Source organism: Sinorhizobium fredii NGR234, from assembly GCF_000018545.1.
GTDB classification, from domain to species: domain Bacteria; phylum Pseudomonadota; class Alphaproteobacteria; order Rhizobiales; family Rhizobiaceae; genus Sinorhizobium; species Sinorhizobium fredii_A.
Map to the genome: position 1 here is coordinate 138,518 of NC_000914.2, position 18,199 is coordinate 156,716.

General features: G+C 58.4%; 15 protein-coding genes. 7 read left to right on the forward strand and 8 right to left on the reverse strand.

Annotated elements, in window-relative coordinates; genetic code table 11:
- Positions 1-85: 85 nt before the first annotated feature.
- The 8 genes from nifD to NGR_RS30330 form a co-directional block, all read right to left on the reverse strand.
- Positions 86-1,600 carry a nitrogenase molybdenum-iron protein alpha chain gene (gene nifD / locus NGR_RS30295; RefSeq protein WP_010875129.1) on the reverse strand — a complete coding sequence of 505 codons (1,515 nt, stop codon included), beginning with the start codon at positions 1,598-1,600 and terminating at the stop codon, positions 86-88.
- A 96-nt stretch (positions 1,601-1,696) separates the two neighbouring features.
- Positions 1,697-2,587, reverse strand: coding sequence for a nitrogenase iron protein (gene nifH / locus NGR_RS30300; protein ID WP_010875130.1), 891 nt, complete (start codon positions 2,585-2,587; stop codon positions 1,697-1,699).
- Between the two features lie 596 nt (positions 2,588-3,183).
- Complete coding sequence (locus NGR_RS30305; protein WP_010875152.1) at positions 3,184-4,239, reverse strand: LLM class flavin-dependent oxidoreductase; 1,056 nt, start codon at positions 4,237-4,239, stop codon at positions 3,184-3,186.
- Between the two features lie 137 nt (positions 4,240-4,376).
- Complete coding sequence (locus NGR_RS30310) at positions 4,377-6,023, reverse strand: SDR family oxidoreductase (protein ID WP_010875153.1); 1,647 nt, start codon at positions 6,021-6,023, stop codon at positions 4,377-4,379.
- A gap of 56 nt (positions 6,024-6,079) precedes the next feature.
- Positions 6,080-6,658 (reverse strand): nuclear transport factor 2 family protein, encoded by a 579-nt coding sequence (locus NGR_RS30315; protein WP_164924768.1) that lies wholly within the window; start codon positions 6,656-6,658, stop codon positions 6,080-6,082.
- Positions 6,659-6,736: 78 nt separating this feature from the next.
- The gene (locus NGR_RS30320; RefSeq protein ID WP_164924721.1) at positions 6,737-7,957 is read right to left on the reverse strand and encodes a cytochrome P450; all 1,221 of its coding nucleotides are present in this window, start codon (positions 7,955-7,957) and stop codon (positions 6,737-6,739) included.
- A gap of 20 nt (positions 7,958-7,977) precedes the next feature.
- A complete protein-coding gene (locus tag NGR_RS30325) occupies positions 7,978-9,447 on the reverse strand; it encodes a dicarboxylate/amino acid:cation symporter (RefSeq protein WP_164924722.1) in 1,470 nt (489 codons plus the stop codon).
- 103 nt (positions 9,448-9,550) lie between these two features.
- A complete protein-coding gene (locus tag NGR_RS30330) occupies positions 9,551-10,243 on the reverse strand; it encodes a nitrogen fixation protein NifQ (protein WP_010875157.1) in 693 nt (230 codons plus the stop codon).
- A 457-nt stretch (positions 10,244-10,700) separates the two neighbouring features.
- Between NGR_RS30330 and NGR_RS30335 the strand changes: the two genes are divergently transcribed.
- The 7 genes from NGR_RS30335 to nifA all read left to right on the forward strand — a co-directional run bounded on the left by NGR_RS30335 (position 10,701) and on the right by nifA (position 18,120).
- Entirely contained in the window at positions 10,701-11,267 is a 567-nt protein-coding gene (locus NGR_RS30335) for a peroxiredoxin (protein WP_010875158.1), read from the forward strand.
- A 676-nt stretch (positions 11,268-11,943) separates the two neighbouring features.
- Positions 11,944-12,264 (forward strand): iron-sulfur cluster assembly accessory protein, encoded by a 321-nt coding sequence (locus NGR_RS30340; RefSeq protein WP_010875159.1) that lies wholly within the window; start codon positions 11,944-11,946, stop codon positions 12,262-12,264.
- Positions 12,265-12,680: 416 nt separating this feature from the next.
- A complete protein-coding gene (locus NGR_RS30345; protein ID WP_010875160.1) occupies positions 12,681-13,538 on the forward strand; it encodes an electron transfer flavoprotein subunit beta/FixA family protein in 858 nt (285 codons plus the stop codon).
- A 9-nt stretch (positions 13,539-13,547) separates the two neighbouring features.
- Entirely contained in the window at positions 13,548-14,657 is a 1,110-nt protein-coding gene (locus NGR_RS30350) for an electron transfer flavoprotein subunit alpha/FixB family protein (RefSeq protein ID WP_010875161.1), read from the forward strand.
- 10 nt (positions 14,658-14,667) lie between these two features.
- Positions 14,668-15,975, forward strand: a complete 1,308-nt coding sequence (locus NGR_RS30355; RefSeq protein ID WP_010875162.1) for an NAD(P)-binding protein — start codon at positions 14,668-14,670, stop codon at positions 15,973-15,975.
- 14 nt (positions 15,976-15,989) lie between these two features.
- A complete protein-coding gene (locus NGR_RS30360; RefSeq protein WP_010875163.1) occupies positions 15,990-16,283 on the forward strand; it encodes a ferredoxin family protein in 294 nt (97 codons plus the stop codon).
- 166 nt (positions 16,284-16,449) lie between these two features.
- Positions 16,450-18,120, forward strand: coding sequence for a nif-specific transcriptional activator NifA (nifA, locus tag NGR_RS30365; protein ID WP_032488855.1), 1,671 nt, complete (start codon positions 16,450-16,452; stop codon positions 18,118-18,120).
- Positions 18,121-18,199: the final 79 nt, after the last annotated feature.

Here is an 18,199-nt window from a genome sequence, read left to right on the forward strand (position 1 = left end):
CTTCTTGATCTGGCCTCTTAGGCCCAGGGATGTTCGAGAGGTTTCCGGTCTTGCCGCGGTCCTCGTGCCGCGCAAGACCGGCCGATCATTCGGCTGCAACTGCGGCCGTCGGCACGGTCATTTTCTTCCAGGGCGCGTCGTAGAGATCCCAGACCGGATTGTTGATGGCGAGATCCATGTCGCGGGCGAAGATGGCGAAGCCGTCATAGCCGTGATAGGGGCCGGAATAATCCCAGGAGTGCATCTGGCGAAACGGGATGCCCATCTTCTGCACCGGATACTTCTCCTTGATGCCGGAGCCGACCAGATCGGGGCGGATCCGCTCGATGAACGTGTCCAGTTCGTAACTGGTCGCGTCGTCATAGATCAGCGTGCCCGTCTTCACGTAGTGGCCGGTGCGCTGGTAGTCGTCGTTGTGGGCGAATTCGTAGCCGGTGCCGACGATCTGCATGCCGAGGTCCTCATAGGCGGTGATGACGTGGCGCGGGCGCAAACCACCGACATAGAGCATCACTCGCTTGCCCTGGAGGCGCGGCCAGTACTTGTCGATCACGGCGTCGACCAGCGGCCGGTACTTGGCGATGACCCTCTCGGCCCGTTCTTCGATCGTCGGGCCGAAATGCCTGGCTATCTTGCGCAGAGAGGCTTCGATCTGGGAGGGGCCGAAGAAGTTGTATTCCATCCAGGGGATGGCGTATCTTTCCTCCATGTGCCGGCAGATGTAGTTCATCGACCGGTAGCAGTGGATGAGGTTGAGCTTGGCCCTGGGGGCCCGCTCCACTTCCGCGAGCGTGGCGTCGCCCGACCAGTTGCCGACGACGCGCAGCCCGATCTCCTCGAGCAGGATGCGCGACGCCCAGGCGTCGCCGCCGATGTTGTAATCGCCGATGACGTTGACATCGTAGGGACCGGTTTCGAACTCGACGTCCGTCTTGCCGTCCGCCTTGTCGAACACCCAGTCGCGGATGGCGTCGTTGGCGATGTGATGGCCGAGCGACTGCGAGACGCCGCGGAAGCCTTCGCAGCGCACCGGCACGATCGTCGTTTCGTGTTCGGCGGCCTTCTTGCGCGACACCGCTTCGATGTCGTCGCCAATCAGGCCGATCGGACATTCGGACTGGATGGTGATGCCGTTGTTGAGGGGAAACAGCTCCTCGATCTCGTCGATGACCTGTTCCAGCTTCTTGTCGCCACCAAAGACGATGTCCTTCTCCTGAAAGTCGGAGGTGAACTGCATCGTCACGAAGGTGTCGACGCCGGTGGTGCCGACATAATAGTTGCGGCGCTGCGACCAGGAATATTGACCGCAGCCAACCGGGCCGTGCGAGATGTGGACCATATCCTTGACCGGGCCCCAGACCACGCCCTTCGAGCCCGCATAGGCGCAGCCGCGGATCGTCATCACCCCGGGGATCGACTTGATGTTCGACTTCACGTCGCATTCGGAGAGGGTCTCGCCCTCCTCCCCGACCGCCTCGCGGTCCGATGCGACACTGAGGTGCTTTTGGCGACGCTTGGCCGCCTTGTGTGGGTACTGCGACAGCACTTGCGTGATCAGCTCCTGATGGAGCGCACTGTCATTCTCGTAATCGAGGCTCATTGGGCCTGCCCCCTTTTTTGCGTGTCCTCCAAGAAGAGGCACCATTGGTGGAATGTCGCACCGGATCACCGTCCCGGGCAGCGTCTGCGGCGGCGGTCACTGGGCCGCTGCCGCCGCTTCCTTGGCCTGAAGTTCGGCAAGCATCTGCTCGTCGGTCTTCATGACGCCGAAATCGAGCAGCATGTCCTCCAGCTCCTCCATGGTGATCGGGGTCGGGACGGTGCCCTGGCCGGAATTGGCATGGATCTTGTCGGCCAGCGCGCGATACTCCGCCGCCTGTTGCGACTCCGGGGCATACTGGATCACCGTCATCTTCCTGAGCTCGGCGTGCTGGACGATGTTGTCGCGCGGCACGAAGTGGATGAGCCTGGAATTGAGCTTGGCCGCCAGCGCCTCGGCGAGATCGAGCTCGCGGTCCGTCTGGCGCTCGTTGCAAATCAGCCCGCCGAGCCGCACGCCGCCCGAATGGGCGTATTTGAGGATCCCCTTGGCGATGTTGTTGGCGGCATAGAGCGCCATCATCTCGCCGGACATGACGATGTAGATTTCCTGCGCCTTGTTCTCGCGGATCGGCATCGCGAAGCCGCCGCACACCACGTCGCCCAGCACGTCGTAGGAGACGTAGTCGACATCGTCATAGGCGCCATTTTCCTCCAGGAAGTTGATCGAGGTGATGACGCCGCGGCCGGCGCAGCCGACACCCGGTTCGGGGCCGCCGGACTCGACGCATTTGATGCCCTTGTAGCCGACCTTGAGCACGTCCTCGACCTCGAGGTCTTCCACCGATCCCTCCTTTGCCGCCAGATGCAGGACCGTGTCCTGCGCCTTCGCGTTGAGGATGAGCCGGGTGGAGTCGGCCTTGGGATCGCAGCCGACGATGAGGATCTTCTGCCCGAGGTCGACAAGGGCGGCGAGCGTGTTCTGCGAGGTGGTCGACTTGCCGATACCGCCCTTGCCGTAAAACGCGATTTGACGCAGACCTGCCATGTTGCTTTCCTTCGTTGTTCGAAACCATCGCGGTTGCCCGCAACACGAATACAGCGGCAGCTTCAAGCCGCCTGCACAAGGAAGGCTTCAAAAGCCGTGCCAAGTCGGTGGAGCGCAGCGGTTGGCTGCCCGATTTTCCAGATTTCTCAGCCGCTTAGACCAAAAAGAGAGCGCCCGCATTAAAACGCAAGCATGTGTCGCGGAGCCGACAATTGTACCCAGCAATTGTCGCATAGCGTTGCCTATCAGGCGCTCGGAGCCCACTGCCGCCGATCAGGTACAAGCCGCGGGTTTGGGAAGCATCTTCTCGGAGGCTTTGCCAGCACTAAGTGTCCGCCGTCCGATCAACTTAAGATGGGTATTTCAGGGCCTCGTCCGATTAAAATCGCGGACTGAACTATCGGAGCTCAAATGCGTACGGCCGCCGGTAGGCTGCTTGTCTGTCGTGCGAATGGGTATGCGGCCCATGACGCCCAACTTTCACGAGGAGTTCAGCTGTAATCTGTGCCGACATTTACGATGGCTCTTAAAACTTGCCGGGCATTCTGACGGCGCCTGAGGAAGTGAGCTGACCCGAAGGTCAGGACGATATAAACTCAAGCCTCCGACCGCCCGAGAGATTTCTGGACTGCCGGGATTATCTTGTCTCCCCAAAGCTCGATCTGGCGCAACATCGTCTTTTGGTCAAAATCCCCCAGCTGGGTCTGAATTGCAATCTGGTCCGGCTTCAAGACATCGATCTCCTCCAGAAGGCGATCAATCACGCGATTGATGCTGCCAATGGGCAGGTTCTTGCGCATAGTATCGAACGATAGATCCTGATGCGTCGGCATCTCCTCCAACATATAGCCGTCCTTACTTTGTTGCCGACGCTGTTGCAGTGCCTCGGACAGCCGGCGCTGGAAGCGGGCGTTATCGATATAGCTGTTGATTTCCGCTCCATCATCACTGGCATAGCAGCACCGCAGTAGCGATACCTTGGAGTCGCGAACCTCCTTGCCCTCGGATCCAGCGGCGGTCTTAATGATGCCACGCAGCAAGCCCAGAGTTTCCAAGCCGTCATGGAGAGCCGTGACGAAAAGATTGTGACCCTCACGATAGGCTCGGGCCATAGTTTTGGAGGATGCGGTAGCAATCCAGATCGGTGGCGTCGGCTTTTGGAGGGTGCGCACCGAAATCGCCGTCGGGGGTATCTGCATGTAGCGACCGCTGTGGGTGAAGATTTTTTGCTTTAGTCCCTTCAGCAAAATGTCCAGGCATTCCGAAAAGATGGCCGGCGCCTCATCTATATTGACGCCGAAGCGGTCGAACTCGAACTGCTGGTATCCCGAACCAACGCCGAGTTCGAGTCGACCGTTGGCAACGACGTCGACAAAGCCGATTTCCGCCAGCAGGCGCTGTGGTTGGTAGAGCGGCAGCACGCAGACTGCGGTTCCGAGGCGAATGGTGCTGGTCAATCCGGCACAGTGGGCTACCATCAGTAGTGGCGACGGGACGAGACTGTAGTTGTTAAAGTGGTGCTCGGCGAACCAGGCTGTGCTGAAGCCAGCCTGCTCCGAAAGAATTGCCTGCTCTATCGAGTTGCGGATGACGCTAGCGGAAGACTGATGATAGCCGCGCTGGGCAGCGAGAATGAACGTTGCGAACTCCATGGTGTCTCCTTGTTTTCGGATCTGGAATCGCGCAGTCGCGGGTCGCGCCTCGATTGACGAGAAGGTTTCCCTATGGCCCTGCTCATGGCCTCCTAACGCATTCAGAGCGCCAAGCGCTAAAAGCGTGCAAATGCAATTCAGGGAGAGAGCAACCGCCATCGCGCCGCGGGTCGGCGCTGCGGCCTCATCTCCGCCGAAATTGCTCCATCGACTTCGCTGCCCCACCCCGCTTCTCTGGACGAGATCAAGCCTCCGTCCACGTGCAGGATCGAGCCGTTGATGTAGGAGGCATCAAACGAGGCCAGAAAGTAGGCAGCCTCGGCGACTTCTTCTGCGTCCCCGACCCTGCCCAAAGGAATTCGCTGTCGGAGCGAAGCCGAATCCATGCCGGCGACCGCTGCCAGCCGGTTGGCGGCACATGTGCGGATGTAACCTGGAGCGACTGTGGCTGTGCGGATGCCCAATGGCCCGAGTTCGGCCGCCGTGCAGCGGGTCAGCATGTCTATGCCAGCATTGTATGCGCCATAGGCGTGACTTGGCGCGAGCGGTGAAAGGCTTAAACTTGCCCCGAGATTCAGGATTACGCTGCCAGAGCGCATCGATATGGCGGCCTCGCGAACGCAGGTGAAGGCGCCAGTAAGATTGACATCCAGTATGCGTTTGAGGACTTCCGGCGACTCCTCGGTATTGGGGACGAGTATCTCATTCATGCCGTTGACGAAGACGTCGAGGTGGCCGAAGCGCTCCCGCAATTCTTCGAAGAGCGAGACTACCTCGGTTTCGACGGTCCTGTCCACGCGCCTTGACAGGTGCTTGTCGCCGAGCAAGCCGGCGAGCTTTACCGCTTCTTCACCGTCTCCGTCGGCGATCACAACCGTGTCGCCGTTTTCGGCAAAGCGCCGAGCGATGGCCGCGCCTACCCCTGTAGCGCCGCCCATGACGATCACTGTTCGCGCATCGGTGTCCTCGACCGGCCGCATGAATTCTGCTCCGGGCGTCCTATCCTGAGCCTGATGGGCACCACCCGGTTGGTTGACTGACATCCAGCCCCCATCGACCACAAGCGTCGACCCGGTTATGTAGCTCGCCTGTGCGCTCGCCAAAAAGCGCACGGCCCGCGCGATTTCGTCGGGGCGCGCTATTCGGCCCAACGGTACGCGGCGCCTTATCGCGCTGACGTCGAGCTTGCCAGCGCGTTCCAATTCGGCAACCATAGGCGTGCGCACGTGACCGGGCGCTACCGCTGTCACACGGATGCCGCGCGATGCCCATCGGCACGCCAGCGATTTCGTGATTGAGATCAGACCTGCTTTCGAAGCTGCGTAGGCACTGCGCTTCGGATTGCCGAGCAGCCCAGCCAGCGAAGCGACATTGACGATGGCGGCGCCAGGTTTCATCAGCTTCGCGGTTTCGCACGCCACCGAATAAGCCCCGACAAGGTTTATCGCTAGAGCGCGTTGAAAATCTTCGAGAGCAGTATCGGCGGTCGCAGCCATGGTCGGCCCAATCCCCGCATTATTGACGAGCACTTCAATCCGCGAGAATCGCTTTTCCAGAAGGGCACGCAATGCGACGACATCGTCCTCTCGCGACACGTCAACCTCGAGGCCAAGATGGGGCTCTCCGAGATTTTGGCCAAGTTCGATTACGCCGCTGTCCGGGAGGTCCACCGCGACAACGACATCTCCATTCGCGGCAAAAATATCGACGAGCGCGCGGCCGATACCCCCTGCGGCACCTGTGACGACGATGACCCGCCCTGGCTGAACCTGGCGATCGTCCATGCGTCTCTTTGCTCCGCGGGCTCGGCCTCGAGGAATCGGAGGGTAGCGCAGTCGTATCATGGTTCTTCTTCTCCACTGCCGATCAGGTCCTTTGGATGATTTTTCGCAGCAACTCGCCGCTTCGAAAGTTCGTAAACGGGATCATTCGGATGCGGTGCCCCAATCGGTTGGCGAGGACCGAACCGCTCTGCTTCCGAGGACTTCGGTGGTCTCTGTTTCTCAACCCAATCATAGACCACCGTCCGTTCGACGATGCGCCACTCCCCTTCCCTTTTCTGAAACAGATCACAGTAGCGGCCGCACAAGAGCACCTGCTTTATCTCGCCTGTTGCGTCGTGACCGCGCTGCAGCGCGGTGAAATAACTCTCGACGGCGGCCTCTGTCGCGCCCAGGAACTCAATGATTATGTTCGTAAGCTGGTGGATGTTGCGCGGCTTAGTTTTGAAGACGTTGAGTGCATGCTGAATAAACCCTGCGGCAGAGCCGGAGTAGCTTCCGTGATTGTCACGCGCATCGGGCCAATAACAGCTGCGCAGTGCAGCCTCGTCTGCCCGGTCGATCCCTCGACAGTAGCGATGGAGACAGTCGCGGATTGCTTCTCGGTCGAATAGATTGGTTATGCTTTCTTCATTCATCATGGTGCGGTGAGATGCGGTAAGCGATGAAGACCTGGGAGCGATCGGCGCTTCATTGCTACCGCCTCGCCCGTCCAATCAGGCCCAAGTTAGGATGATATTACTGATCCCGAATACATGGCCGCCATGAGTTATCGGCGCCGTACCTTCCTTGATGCGGAAAGCTGGGATGCGCGCTAACCATTCACGTAGGCCAATGACGATTTCTCGCCGTGCGAGATGCGCTCCGTGGCAAAGGTGTGGTCCATAGCCAAAGGCGGTGTGCTGGTTATCCTGTCGTGCCAGATCGATAGTGTTGGGGCACTTAAATTCAGACGGATCTCGATTAGCAATCATCGCGGGACAGGAAACATAATCACCCTCACGGATAGGCACGCCTTCGAACTCGATGTCCTTCGTGGCCACGCGGATTATCTGAACGGTTGAATAGGCGCGCAGCAGTTCCTCAGCGGCGAGCCCGAGCCGAGCCGGTTCGTTTCGCAACAACTCCTGGTGCTTTGGATTGCGTGCAAGATAGGCCATGTCAAAGCCAATGGCGGCGGCAACCGTGTCGAGCCCCGCGACCAAGAAAAGCACACCGATGCCGCGGACTTCCTCTTCTGTTAAGGAGCGGCCCTCGATTTTCGCCTGAACGACGAAGGTCATGAAATCGACAGCTGGCGACTTGCGGCGCATCGCTGCCATTTCGTCAATAAAGGCCACGACCGAGCGGGCTGCTGCCCTTCGCTTTTCTGCGTTGCCGTGGAGCAAATCGCTTACCCAGCCGACAAGTACTTCGGATCGCCTCTGGGAAAGTCCCAGAAAGCTGAGGAAAACGCTGAACGTAAAGGGCAAGGCGAAATCCTTCATCACGTCACAGCTGGTCTTCTCTTTCGCAATGCAGTCGATCAGCGCGCCTGCTCTGGCATGGATAGTCGGCTCCAGCGCCAACACCCGCCTGGATGAGAACAGAGGATTTAGCAGTGCACGAAACACTCCATGGGCCGGGGGGTCCAATTCGAGGGGGATGACCGGCCAGTGTTCGCCAAGTGCCGAGGCGAAGATGCTGCGATGGCTGGAAAAGGTCTCTGTATCCTCAAGGACCCGGCGCTGGTCTCTCGCCCGTGTTATCACCCAGGTACCTCGTCCATCGCGCGTGTTGGAAGGAGAGTAAAAGATCGGCGGGCCATCATCATGAACGCAAGCCACGGCGGCGTGCGGATCCCCGTTAGGCGTCGGCGCCATGCCAGGCGACGTGAAGAGACTGAAGTGCCGCACGAGTGCGGGCGGAACATGATCCGGGATGGGGTTGGTCTTCACTCGCTTTCTCCTTAAGTCACTCATAAGCTTAGCGGACCGCCGAAGACCTGAGCGGAATGATCGGGAGCAATTCGACGGGAATCGCGCCCCCCTGGGCGACCGGCAAGAGTACGATCTGCGGAATTGGTTGCACCAAACAGCACTTTTTGTCCGAGTTCAACAGTGTCACTCCGCTGGCTTGACAACCCCGACATGGTCTCCACCGGCGCCTTGCCTGCAAGGGTGGTTGCAAGCTGCGCCGGGGCAAGCTCGCCTTCCCACTTCGCCACCACAATCGTTGCGACCGCATTGCCGATTATGTTGGTAATTGCCCGGCACTCGGACATGAAGCGGTCGATGCCGAGGATCAGCGCCATGCCGGCGACCGGCACGGAGGGAACCGCGGAGAGGGTTGCGGCAAGCGTGATGAAGCCAGCGCCGGTGATGCCAGCTGCCCCCTTCGAACTCAGCATGGCGATGAGGAGCAGCAGGATCTGATCGCCGTAGGAGATTGGCGTATCGGTCGCCTGGGCGATGAACAGCGCCGCGAGCGTCATGTAGATGTTGGTGCCGTCCAGGTTGAAGGAGTAGCCGGTCGGAATGACGAGGCCGACGACCGAGCGCTTGCAGCCTGCCTTCTCCATCTTGTTCATCAGCCCCGGGAGCGCCGCTTCCGAGGAGGACGTCCCGAGCACGAGCAGCAGTTCTTCCTTGATGTAGCGGATGAGCGCGACGATCGAGAAGCCGTTGTAGCGTGCGACCGCGCCGAGCACCATGAAGACGAACAGGAACGAGGTGAGATAGAAGGTGCCGATCAGCATCGCGAGATTGGCAATGGATGCCACGCCGTACTTGCCGATGGTGAACGCCATAGCACCGAAGGCGCCGATCGGGGCGGCCTTCATCAGGATTGCCACCAGCCGGAAGATCGGCAACGTCAGCGCGTGCAGGAAATCGACGACGGCCTCGGCCTTCTTGCCGACGATCGCGAGCGAGATGCCGAACAGCACCGAGATGAACAGCACCTGGAGGATGTCGCCCTCGGCAAAGGCGCCGACAAGCGTCGTCGGGATGATGTTCATGAGGAAGCCGGTGACCGACTGCTCATGCGCCTTTTCCGCATAGGTGGCGATCGCCTTTGCATCGAGCGAAGCCGGGTCGATGTGCATGCCGGCACCCGGCTGCACGACATTGGCGACCACGAGGCCGACGAGGAGCGCGAGGGTGGAAAAGGTCAGGAAGTAGATCATCGCCTTGCCGGCGACACGGCCTACCTTGGCGAGATCGGTCATGCCGGCAATGCCGGTCGCGACCGTCAGGAAGATCACCGGCGCGATGATCATCTTGACGAGCATGATGAAGGCGTCGCCGAGCGGCTTCATCTTGGAGCCGACATCCGGATAGAAATACCCGAGCAGGATGCCCACGGCGATCGCCGCGAGGACCTGGACGTATAGATGTCTATAATGGGGTGTCTTGCCGCGGACCTCCGCCAAGTTTTCTACGATCAAGATGATTTCCTCCACTTGGTGCATGCACACTCGTAATCCGCGCATGCAGAGATGACGAAAAGGCCTCCCAGCCGTCTATAGCCGACCTAGGCGGCGCTTGAGCTCAAGCCTCTCCGCCAACTTTCCCGACTGGTGAAGCACTTTCGCCTTCCCCAGAGCCAAAGCAGCTCTCCAATTCCTTGCATTGCGGGCAAGAAGGCGCCGTGCACAGCGAATAGCCCTCGGCCTCACACAGCTTGCGATAAAAGTACTTCTTCCACCGCATGTTTTGGGTATTGCCGGCTGCAAGCGTTGGGAAATGGCTGGCGAGCAATCGGCTGAGTTCGACTCGATCAAAAAGACCAAGCTCCCTCCAGAGATGGTCGTGGCGCAAGGCACGCCGGGCTATGATTTTGGCGAACAGCACGCTCGCCGAATCGCCCGCTCGAGCATGCGCGAGCAGCAGACCGCGCAGAAGTGCCTCCTCGGGGCCGGGCTCCGAATCTCTCACCTCTTCCAAGCGAAAAACATGAATAGTTGGGGCGGGAAAACTGCGGTTGAGGATGTCCCGCAGCTCTACTTGCGAAAGACCAGTTGCCTCTGTTGCAGTTGCCTCGCCGGCATCGATTTCCTCGAGTGCACGCGAAAGGACACATGCAAACACGTACTGATCGAAATCCATTTCGAGGTCCGTAGGCGGCCAGGGTCCGAGGTCCAGCAATTCGGATAACTGTCGCCAACCGGGCCGATCGGTCATTCTGATTCCGAGTGTTACTCTCCCTTTCGACAAAGCGCGCACCTGAGCTAGATTTGACATGTTCCCATCCTTCCCTGCTTTCGTTCCACACGAGGGCGCCCCAGAGATGCCTGCACGGCAATTGTGCCCCCCGGGGGCGTTTCAAAATTCGTGCCAATCCAGTCTGCTGAGCCGAAGGGTTAAGTTCGTGCGTTCCATTCAAAGGCTAAACGGAGGTCTGTAGGAAGCAGGGGGAAATGCGGCGTGTCGGAAGGACGACAAAGGCGACATGATGTCGGCTCTCTGACAAGAGCAGCGGTCGAGTTTCTTAACCGGAAACGCACGAGAAGGTGCGCCAGTCCGCGCACAAGATTGCCATGCCCGTACCAAAAGCAGTGCTGTTGAAGCTTGGATCTAAAGTGGCACGCCGCTTGCTGTCTGTTCGTTGGCCGACGAACTGATTATTTAAGTAACGGTGCTTCGCCAGAGGGTCCAGAGGCGGCGAATGCTCAGTTCTTTTTTGAAGGAGCGATGTTCAATGCCTGTGAAAAAAAGAGTCCCTTTCGTTGCCTTTCGCACGCGTGTTCGCGACGAGACAATAGGAGGGCCAAACCCATACCGATGGGAAGTCAGGACAACCGAGGATTACTTCAGTGGCAAGCGCGTCGTTCTGTTTTCGCTTCCCGGTGCGTTCACCCCGACCTGCTCAACTCAGCAATTGCCTGACTTTGAGAGACTTTACGACGAATTCGGGAAGGTAGGAATCGAAGCGGTCTACTGCCTGTCAGTTAATGACGCCTTCGTCATGAACGCATGGGGCAAGGCGTTGGGCTTAGAGAAGGTCAGGCTTATCCCGGATGGTTCGGGCGAATTCACTCGCAAGATGGGCATGCTGGTTGCAAAGGACAATCTCGGCTTCGGAATGCGCTCGTGGCGCTACGCTGCCGTGGTCAATGATAGCGTGGTGGAGCAATGGTTCGAAGAAGAAGGTTTCTCGGACAACTGCGAGTCGGATCCTTATTGGGCATCTTCTCCGCAGAACATTCTTGAAACGCTGAGGACTTTCGACACCGCACGTCTCGGTCGTGTCCCGATTAAATTTTGATTTTTGCCATGTGAGCTATCCAGTCTGATGTTGCGGAGCCGGTGCTGACAGTGAGCGCCGCAGCTACCCACTGAGCAGCCTCCAGCGCACTTTCATGAACCCCGCGCAGCAGGAAAATCGCCGCTCAAGGTGACTTGCCGGTCCGCTCCGCGGACGATCCCTCGATCCATTGAGCTAATGCGTGCCATCGAGATAATCGATTTCACCGAGATCCTGCTTCCTGCTATGCCGCTCTTCGGGCACGGAACCGAAGTTAAAGGCGAGTTCCCATGAGCAAGTCTGTCATCACAATTGATGTCGTGATCGAACTCGCGTTCGCAAGAGGAGCATTTGGCCTATGTACACCGACATGAAGGTATTGCGCCGGAGCAGTTCATGCTGCGGCACGGAACGGTACGGCACATTCCCGCTGAGGGTTTAGTTTCCTTCAATCGACCGGGTATCCAATCTCCGCGCCGGAGTCTCAGCAGCCCCTGCCGAGGATAAACGTCGATGCTCGGCGCGTCGCGGAGAGCCTCACACGAACTCGGTTTAATCACCCAAAATGTCGTAACTACGACTGTGTCGTACAAACGACATGGCCGTGTTTGAACAACGCGTTGTTTTCGTGATGGTTTCTGGTTGGCACACTAGGTGCATCGTTCGCAAGCGACTCGAAACCAGGAGAAACGAACCCATGATAACGCTCACCGACAGTGCGATTGCCGCAATAAAGTTCGCGCTTTCACAGACTTGCGAGCCGGCGGATGGGCTACGCATCAAAGTGGAAGCGGGCGGCTGCTCGGGTTTTAAATACCACCTGGGCTTGGACAGCGAGTCGCGCGACGGCGACGCTGTCATTGAGGCGGGTGGGGTCAAGGTGTACGTAGACTCAGCCTCTCAACCTCATGTCAGCGGCATGACCGTGGACTTCACCACGGGTGTCGATTCCGCCGGATTCATCTTTGATAACCCCAACGCACGAGAGAACTGCGCCTGCGGGAAGTCTTTCGGCTGATCGCAGAAACAGAGGGGAACGAGAATGCTAGGTCATCCACGAGAAGGATCAGCAAGACACTTCATGCTGTCGCTTTCCGCGCACAAGTGCCATGGGCCGAAGAGCTTCGGGGCACTTTACATAAAGCGCGGAGTTTGCAACCACTTCGCCGTTTTCACGTCGGATCAGCGGTGCGCCTAACCGCACATTTGTCATTGGGACTCGGCCTAAGATCATCGGAAAACGACAAGTACGGAGCGGTTGCGACGATTCGATGTCATGAAGCCGACAACGCTATCACGCAGGTCGCATCCTGTGAGCCGAAAAAGCTCCTTAGAATTCATGGGCTTCTTGGACCACAGTTGGTTGGCATGGTTGGTGCTTGGAAGGGAGGCGAAAGACGTCATTTTACACGCGATCGGAGCTAAAGAGACCTCATGCACATCGTAGTCTGTATCAAGCAAGTCCCGGATTCGGCGCAGATACGCGTCCATCCGGTGACGAACACGATCATGCGCCAAGGCGTGCCGACTATCATCAACCCTTACGACCTGTTTGCCCTCGAACAGGCACTCCAAGTGCGTGACCACCATGGCGGCGAGGTCACGGTGCTCACCATGGGCCCCCCCATGGCCGAAGAATCTTTACGCAAGGCGCTCACTTATGGCGCAGACCGCGCGATACTCCTGACCGACCGGCACTTTGCCGGCTCCGACACGCTGGCGACTTCATTTGCTCTTTCTCAGGCAATCGCGAAGATTGGCAATAGCTTTGGATCGCCTGATATCGTCTTCACAGGCAAGCAGACGATCGACGGCGATACCGCCCAGGTCGGCCCCGGAATAGCCAAGCGCCTCGACCTCGTGCAGTTGACCTATGTCGCAAAGGTCACTTCCATTGATCTCCGCACGCGCGCGATTACGGTCGAGCGTCGCGCGGAAGGCGGGACGCACGTCCTGAAGAGCGAATTGCCTTGCCTGATCACCATGCTGGAAGGATCGAATGCCATTCGCCGCGGCTCACTTGATGATGCCTTGCGGGCCGCGCGCAGCGAAATCGTCAAGTGGAATGCGGTGGAGGCTGGCATTGAAGACATCACAAAATGCGGGCTGCGCGGTTCGCCGACGGTCGTCAAGCGGGTCTTTGCCCCTACCCCGCGCGAGCAAAAAGCGGTGCAGATCGACACCGTCGAGAAGGCAATGCAGGACGTAGCTAACGAACTGGTCACTTCAATCTTCGCCCATCAGCCGGCACTGGAGCACGAGCTCTCCTCCACTCGTAGCGTGAGCAGATAGGAGCAGATTATGGGAACTCGAAAAAGTAAAGCATCACCACCGGCCCAAGCCCGTGCCAGCATGAAAAAGGACCTGCCTGAGCAATTCAGAGACTACCGGCACGTCTGGGTTTTCATGGAGCTGGAACGCGGCCATGTCCACCCGGTCTCGTTCGAACTTCTCGGCGAAGGCCGCAGACTTGCCGACCAACTGGGGGTTCAGCTCGCAGGTATTATTCTCGGGCCTCCGGGGGATTCTACCTTGCACGCCGCTGCTGAGGCCTTCGCCTATGGTGCGGATCTGGTGTATCTCGTCGAGGAGCCGCTGCTCACGGATTATAGAAACGAGCCTTTCACCAAAGCACTGACAGATCTGGTCATTACCCATAAGCCTGAGATTCTGCTTCTCGGTGCGACGACGCTGGGTCGCGACCTCGCCGGTTCCGTGGCGACCACACTGCTGACGGGGCTCACAGCCGACTGCACCGGACTTGATGTCGACGAGGACGGTTCGCTTGCAGCTACTCGGCCCACGTTCGGTGGCTCGTTGCTTTGCACGATTTATACGCTCAATTGCCGGCCCCAAATGGCAACTGTGCGGCCAAGGGTCATGCGCATGCCACAGCGGTCAAACAAGCCGATCGGGCGGGTAATCCGGCACGATTGGCGGATGTTGGAGGAAGATATCGTCACGAAGGTCGTCGGTTTCCTTTCCGACGACCGATCGGGCAACGCCAATCTCGCCTATGCGGATGTGGTGGTTGCCGGCGGGCTGGGCCTCAGCAATGCAGAGAACCTGCTGCTTATCAAAGACCTCGCGCTGACGATCGGCGGTGACTACGGCTGTTCCAGGCCGCTCGTCCAAAAGGGCTGGATGCCAGCTGATCGGCAGATCGGCCAAACTGGCAAAACGATCCGCCCGAAGCTCTATATAGCGGCTGGAATATCAGGCGCGGTCCAGCACCGCGTCGGTGTCGAGGGAGCTGACCTGATTGTCGCTATCAACACCGATCCACACGCGCCCATCTTCGATTTCGCCCATGTCGGTGTTGTCACCGATGCTGTCAGCTTTCTGCCGGCGTTGACGGAAGCTTTCACCAAACGGTTGGCGCCGGCCAATCGTCTGAGAGTTGTGAACTGAGGTAAAACCTATGACCGAAGAAAGATTCGACGCCATCGTCGTCGGTGCCGGTATGTCTGGAAACGCGGCTGCATACACCATGGCAAGTCGCGGTCTAAAAGTGTTGCAGTTGGAGCGCGGAGAATATCCGGGCTCCAAGAACGTCCAAGGCGCCATCTTGTACGCCAACATGCTGGAGACAATCATTCCCGATTTCCGGGATGATGCACCTCTTGAGCGGCATCTGGTCGAGCAGCGATTCTGGGTAACGGACGACACGTCACACACCGGAATGCACTACCGGTCGGACGACTTCAATGAGCCGGCGCCAAACCGTTACACGATCATTCGCGCCCAGTTCGACAAGTGGTTTTCGCGGAAAGTCCGAGCGGCGGGCGCGATAGTTTTGTGCGAGACGACGGTGACGGAACTGGCTCTTGATGCTGCCGGCAAGGTGATAGGCGTCCATACCGATCGAGCGGGCGGGGTCATCCATGCGGACGTGGTCGTGCTCGCCGAAGGCGTAAACGGCCTCCTCGGCACGAGAGCACGATTTCGCAAGGTGCCGAAACCCGAAGCCGTGGCACTCGCTGTCAAGGAAATGCATTTCCTACCGGAAGAGGTCATCAATGAACGCTTCGGCCTTACCGGCGATCAAGGCTGTGTTATTGAGGCGGCAGGGACAATCTCGCGCGGAATGGCCGGCTTGGGATTCCTCTACACCAACAAGGAATCGATCTCTCTTGGCATCGGCTGCCTTGTCTCCCATTTCGCAGCGACCCTGGAAAGTCCTTACGCGCTACTTGACGCATTCAAGAACCACCCATCAATCCGGCCGCTACTTGCGGGCTCGGAGATTAAGGAATATGCGGCGCACCTCATTCCGGAGGGCGGATTCAAGGCAATTCCGCAGCTCTTTGGCGATGGCTGGGTCGTGGTTGGCGACGCGGCGCAGCTCAACAACGCCGTGCACCGCGAGGGCTCGAACCTCGCCATGACGTCGGGCCGCATCGCCGGCGAGGCGATCGCCGCAATCAAGAGCCGAAAACACCCGATGACGAGTGACAATCTCTCACTTTACAAGGCCATGCTGGACAAGTCTTTCGTTCTGAAAGACCTCAGAAAGTACAAGGACATGCCCGCTCTGCTCCACACGAATTCACACAATTTCTTCACGACTTATCCGCAGTTGATGTCGCAGGCGGCGCAAAACTTCGTGCGCGTCGACGGCACACCCAAGATCGAGAAGGAAAGAGCGACCACGGCCGCTCTTATTAAAGCGCGTTCGCGATGGGGACTGGTCAGCGACGCAGTCCGCTTGGCACTGGCATGGCGCTAAAGGGGAGCATTGAGATGACAGCTTCAGTCGTTCGCATTGAAGACAAGCTTTACCAAAACCGTTACCTGGTGGACGCGGGGCGGCCGCACATCAAGGTGCGGCAGCATCAGTCTCCGAGCCCAAACCTGCTTGCGCTGACCGTTGTTTGCCCAGCGAAATGCTACGAGGTGAATGAAGACGGCCAAGTAGAGGTTATTGCGGATGGATGCATGGAATGCGGGACATGTAGAGTACTGTGCGAAGAGAGCGGTGACATTGATTGGAGCTATCCGCGAGGTGGATTCGGTGTGCTCTTTAAATTCGGATGACTTGCATCTCACTTTTGTCTAACAAGATGGGTACGTTGACGGGCGCTCACAGGTGCAAGCGCAAGCACTTGATAATGTCAGCAAGGCGGCATTTTCTCGTAGGGAGCCAAGGGCCGTTCGTACGACGCTCAAGGTGTTTCCTCGTAAGAATTGGCTCGATGAGTGTATGACTGAATTATCCCCTAAAACCATGCACAAACGGGACTTGGGGTGCAGCGGTCTCTATCGGATATCGAAGGTTTTGATCACTTCAGCCAGCCTCGAGATCAAGCTTGCCAATGTGATTAACACCCTCCCCGCACTTTTGCCAATGCGGCGCGGCGCAATCGTCGTTGTTGGCGCTGAAGGAGAGCCCGAGACAACTGCGACGTTCGGGGTTGAGCCTCCATCATCAGGCGCGCGCCACATTGCTGCGAAGGCTGCAATAGATAGAATCGTCGCAAAAGGTGCGCCGCTGGTCGTACCGGACACTTGCAAGTCGGAACTGTTCCAGGATGAGCTTCAGAGTATCGTGAGCGGCACTGGCCAAGTCACCTTCATTGGTGTCCCGATGAAGGCCGATCAAGAAACGCTTGGAACATTATGGATCGACCGCGCCAAGGATGGCGCAGCCACCAGAACACAATTTGAGGAAGAGGTGCGTTTCCTGTCGATGGTCGCCAACCTTGCGGCACGAGCGGTTCGGCTGAATGGCCACGAGAGCCGCGATAGTCGACCGATCGGCGAGGAGGGCGATCGCAAGATTAGTGGAGGCGACAAGGAACTGCCTGAACCAACCCGACAACGGCCTACGAGAATCGACTGGATTGTCGGGGAAAGCCCCGCACTCAGGCAAGTGGTTGAAAGCGTCAAAGTCGTTGCACAAACCAACTCTGCGGTGCTTCTCAGGGGCGAAAGCGGCACAGGCAAGGAATTCTTTGCAAAGGCAATCCACGAGCTTTCACCTCGCAGAAAAAAGCCGTTTGTGAAGTTGAATTGCGCGGCACTGTCTGCAGGCGTCCTGGAATCGGAACTGTTTGGGCATGAGAAGGGCGCCTTTACGGGGGCCATCTCTCAGCGCGCAGGCCGTTTCGAACTGGCGGATGGCGGGACGCTGTTGCTCGACGAAATCGGCGAGATCTCGCCGGCCTTTCAAGCGAAACTGTTGCGCGTCTTGCAGGAAGGTGAGCTTGAGCGAGTTGGCGGCACAAAAACGCTCAAGGTGGACGTCCGACTCATATGCGCCACCAACAAGGACCTGGAGACGGCGGTGGCGGAGGGGGAGTTCCGGGCTGACCTTTATTATCGCATCAATGTAGTGCCTCTCTTTTTACCGCCTCTCAGGGAGCGAAATGGAGATATTCCACGCCTTGCGAAGGTTTTCCTCGACCGGTTCAACAGGGAAAACAATCGCAATCTCGAATTCACGCCTGCGGCACTCGAGATCCTGTCAAGATGCAAATTTCCCGGCAACGTCCGAGAGCTTGAAAACTGCGTCCGCAGGACCGCCACTCTCGCACGTTCGGCGACGATTGTTCCATCAGATTTCTCCTGCCAGAATGACCAGTGCTTTTCTTCAATGCTCGGGAAAACTGCTGACAGACCGCTTGGCAGCCATTCGCTCAATGGATTGGCCATGAGCAAACGTTTGCCAGTCGAATCGCCGGCCAGTCTCGGTTACCCCGCCGGCCCTGGCGGCTTAACGGTGGCACCACATCTATCGGACCGCGAGCTGCTAATCAGCGCGATGGAGAAGGCCGGCTGGGTTCAGGCGAAGGCAGCTCGGATCCTCGGCCTCACACCGCGGCAAGTCGGCTATGCTTTACGGCGGCATCATATACAGGTGAAAAAAATCTAGAGACGGTGAGCCCTCTTATCTGGGCTCGGCCATTCCCCTCCTCCTCAGGCGCGCGGGTGTATCGTCCAATTTGGCCGCT

What these genes read in the sequence shown, in the direction of transcription:
- NGR_RS30340 (WP_010875159.1), top strand. Translation starts at nt 11,944, where the DNA reads ATGATAACGCTCACCGACAGTGCGATTGCCGCAATAAAGTTCGCGCTT.
- NGR_RS30330 (WP_010875157.1), bottom strand. Translation starts at nt 10,243, where the DNA reads ATGTCAAATCTAGCTCAGGTGCGCGCTTTGTCGAAAGGGAGAGTAACA.
- nifA (WP_032488855.1), top strand. Translation starts at nt 16,450, where the DNA reads ATGACTGAATTATCCCCTAAAACCATGCACAAACGGGACTTGGGGTGC.
- NGR_RS30360 (WP_010875163.1), top strand. Translation starts at nt 15,990, where the DNA reads ATGACAGCTTCAGTCGTTCGCATTGAAGACAAGCTTTACCAAAACCGT.
- NGR_RS30345 (WP_010875160.1), top strand. Translation starts at nt 12,681, where the DNA reads ATGCACATCGTAGTCTGTATCAAGCAAGTCCCGGATTCGGCGCAGATA.
- NGR_RS30355 (WP_010875162.1), top strand. Translation starts at nt 14,668, where the DNA reads ATGACCGAAGAAAGATTCGACGCCATCGTCGTCGGTGCCGGTATGTCT.
- NGR_RS30315 (WP_164924768.1), bottom strand. Translation starts at nt 6,658, where the DNA reads ATGAATGAAGAAAGCATAACCAATCTATTCGACCGAGAAGCAATCCGC.
- NGR_RS30310 (WP_010875153.1), bottom strand. Translation starts at nt 6,023, where the DNA reads ATGGACGATCGCCAGGTTCAGCCAGGGCGGGTCATCGTCGTCACAGGT.
- nifH (WP_010875130.1), bottom strand. Translation starts at nt 2,587, where the DNA reads ATGGCAGGTCTGCGTCAAATCGCGTTTTACGGCAAGGGCGGTATCGGC.
- NGR_RS30335 (WP_010875158.1), top strand. Translation starts at nt 10,701, where the DNA reads ATGCCTGTGAAAAAAAGAGTCCCTTTCGTTGCCTTTCGCACGCGTGTT.
- nifD (WP_010875129.1), bottom strand. Translation starts at nt 1,600, where the DNA reads ATGAGCCTCGATTACGAGAATGACAGTGCGCTCCATCAGGAGCTGATC.
- NGR_RS30350 (WP_010875161.1), top strand. Translation starts at nt 13,548, where the DNA reads ATGGGAACTCGAAAAAGTAAAGCATCACCACCGGCCCAAGCCCGTGCC.
- NGR_RS30305 (WP_010875152.1), bottom strand. Translation starts at nt 4,239, where the DNA reads ATGGAGTTCGCAACGTTCATTCTCGCTGCCCAGCGCGGCTATCATCAG.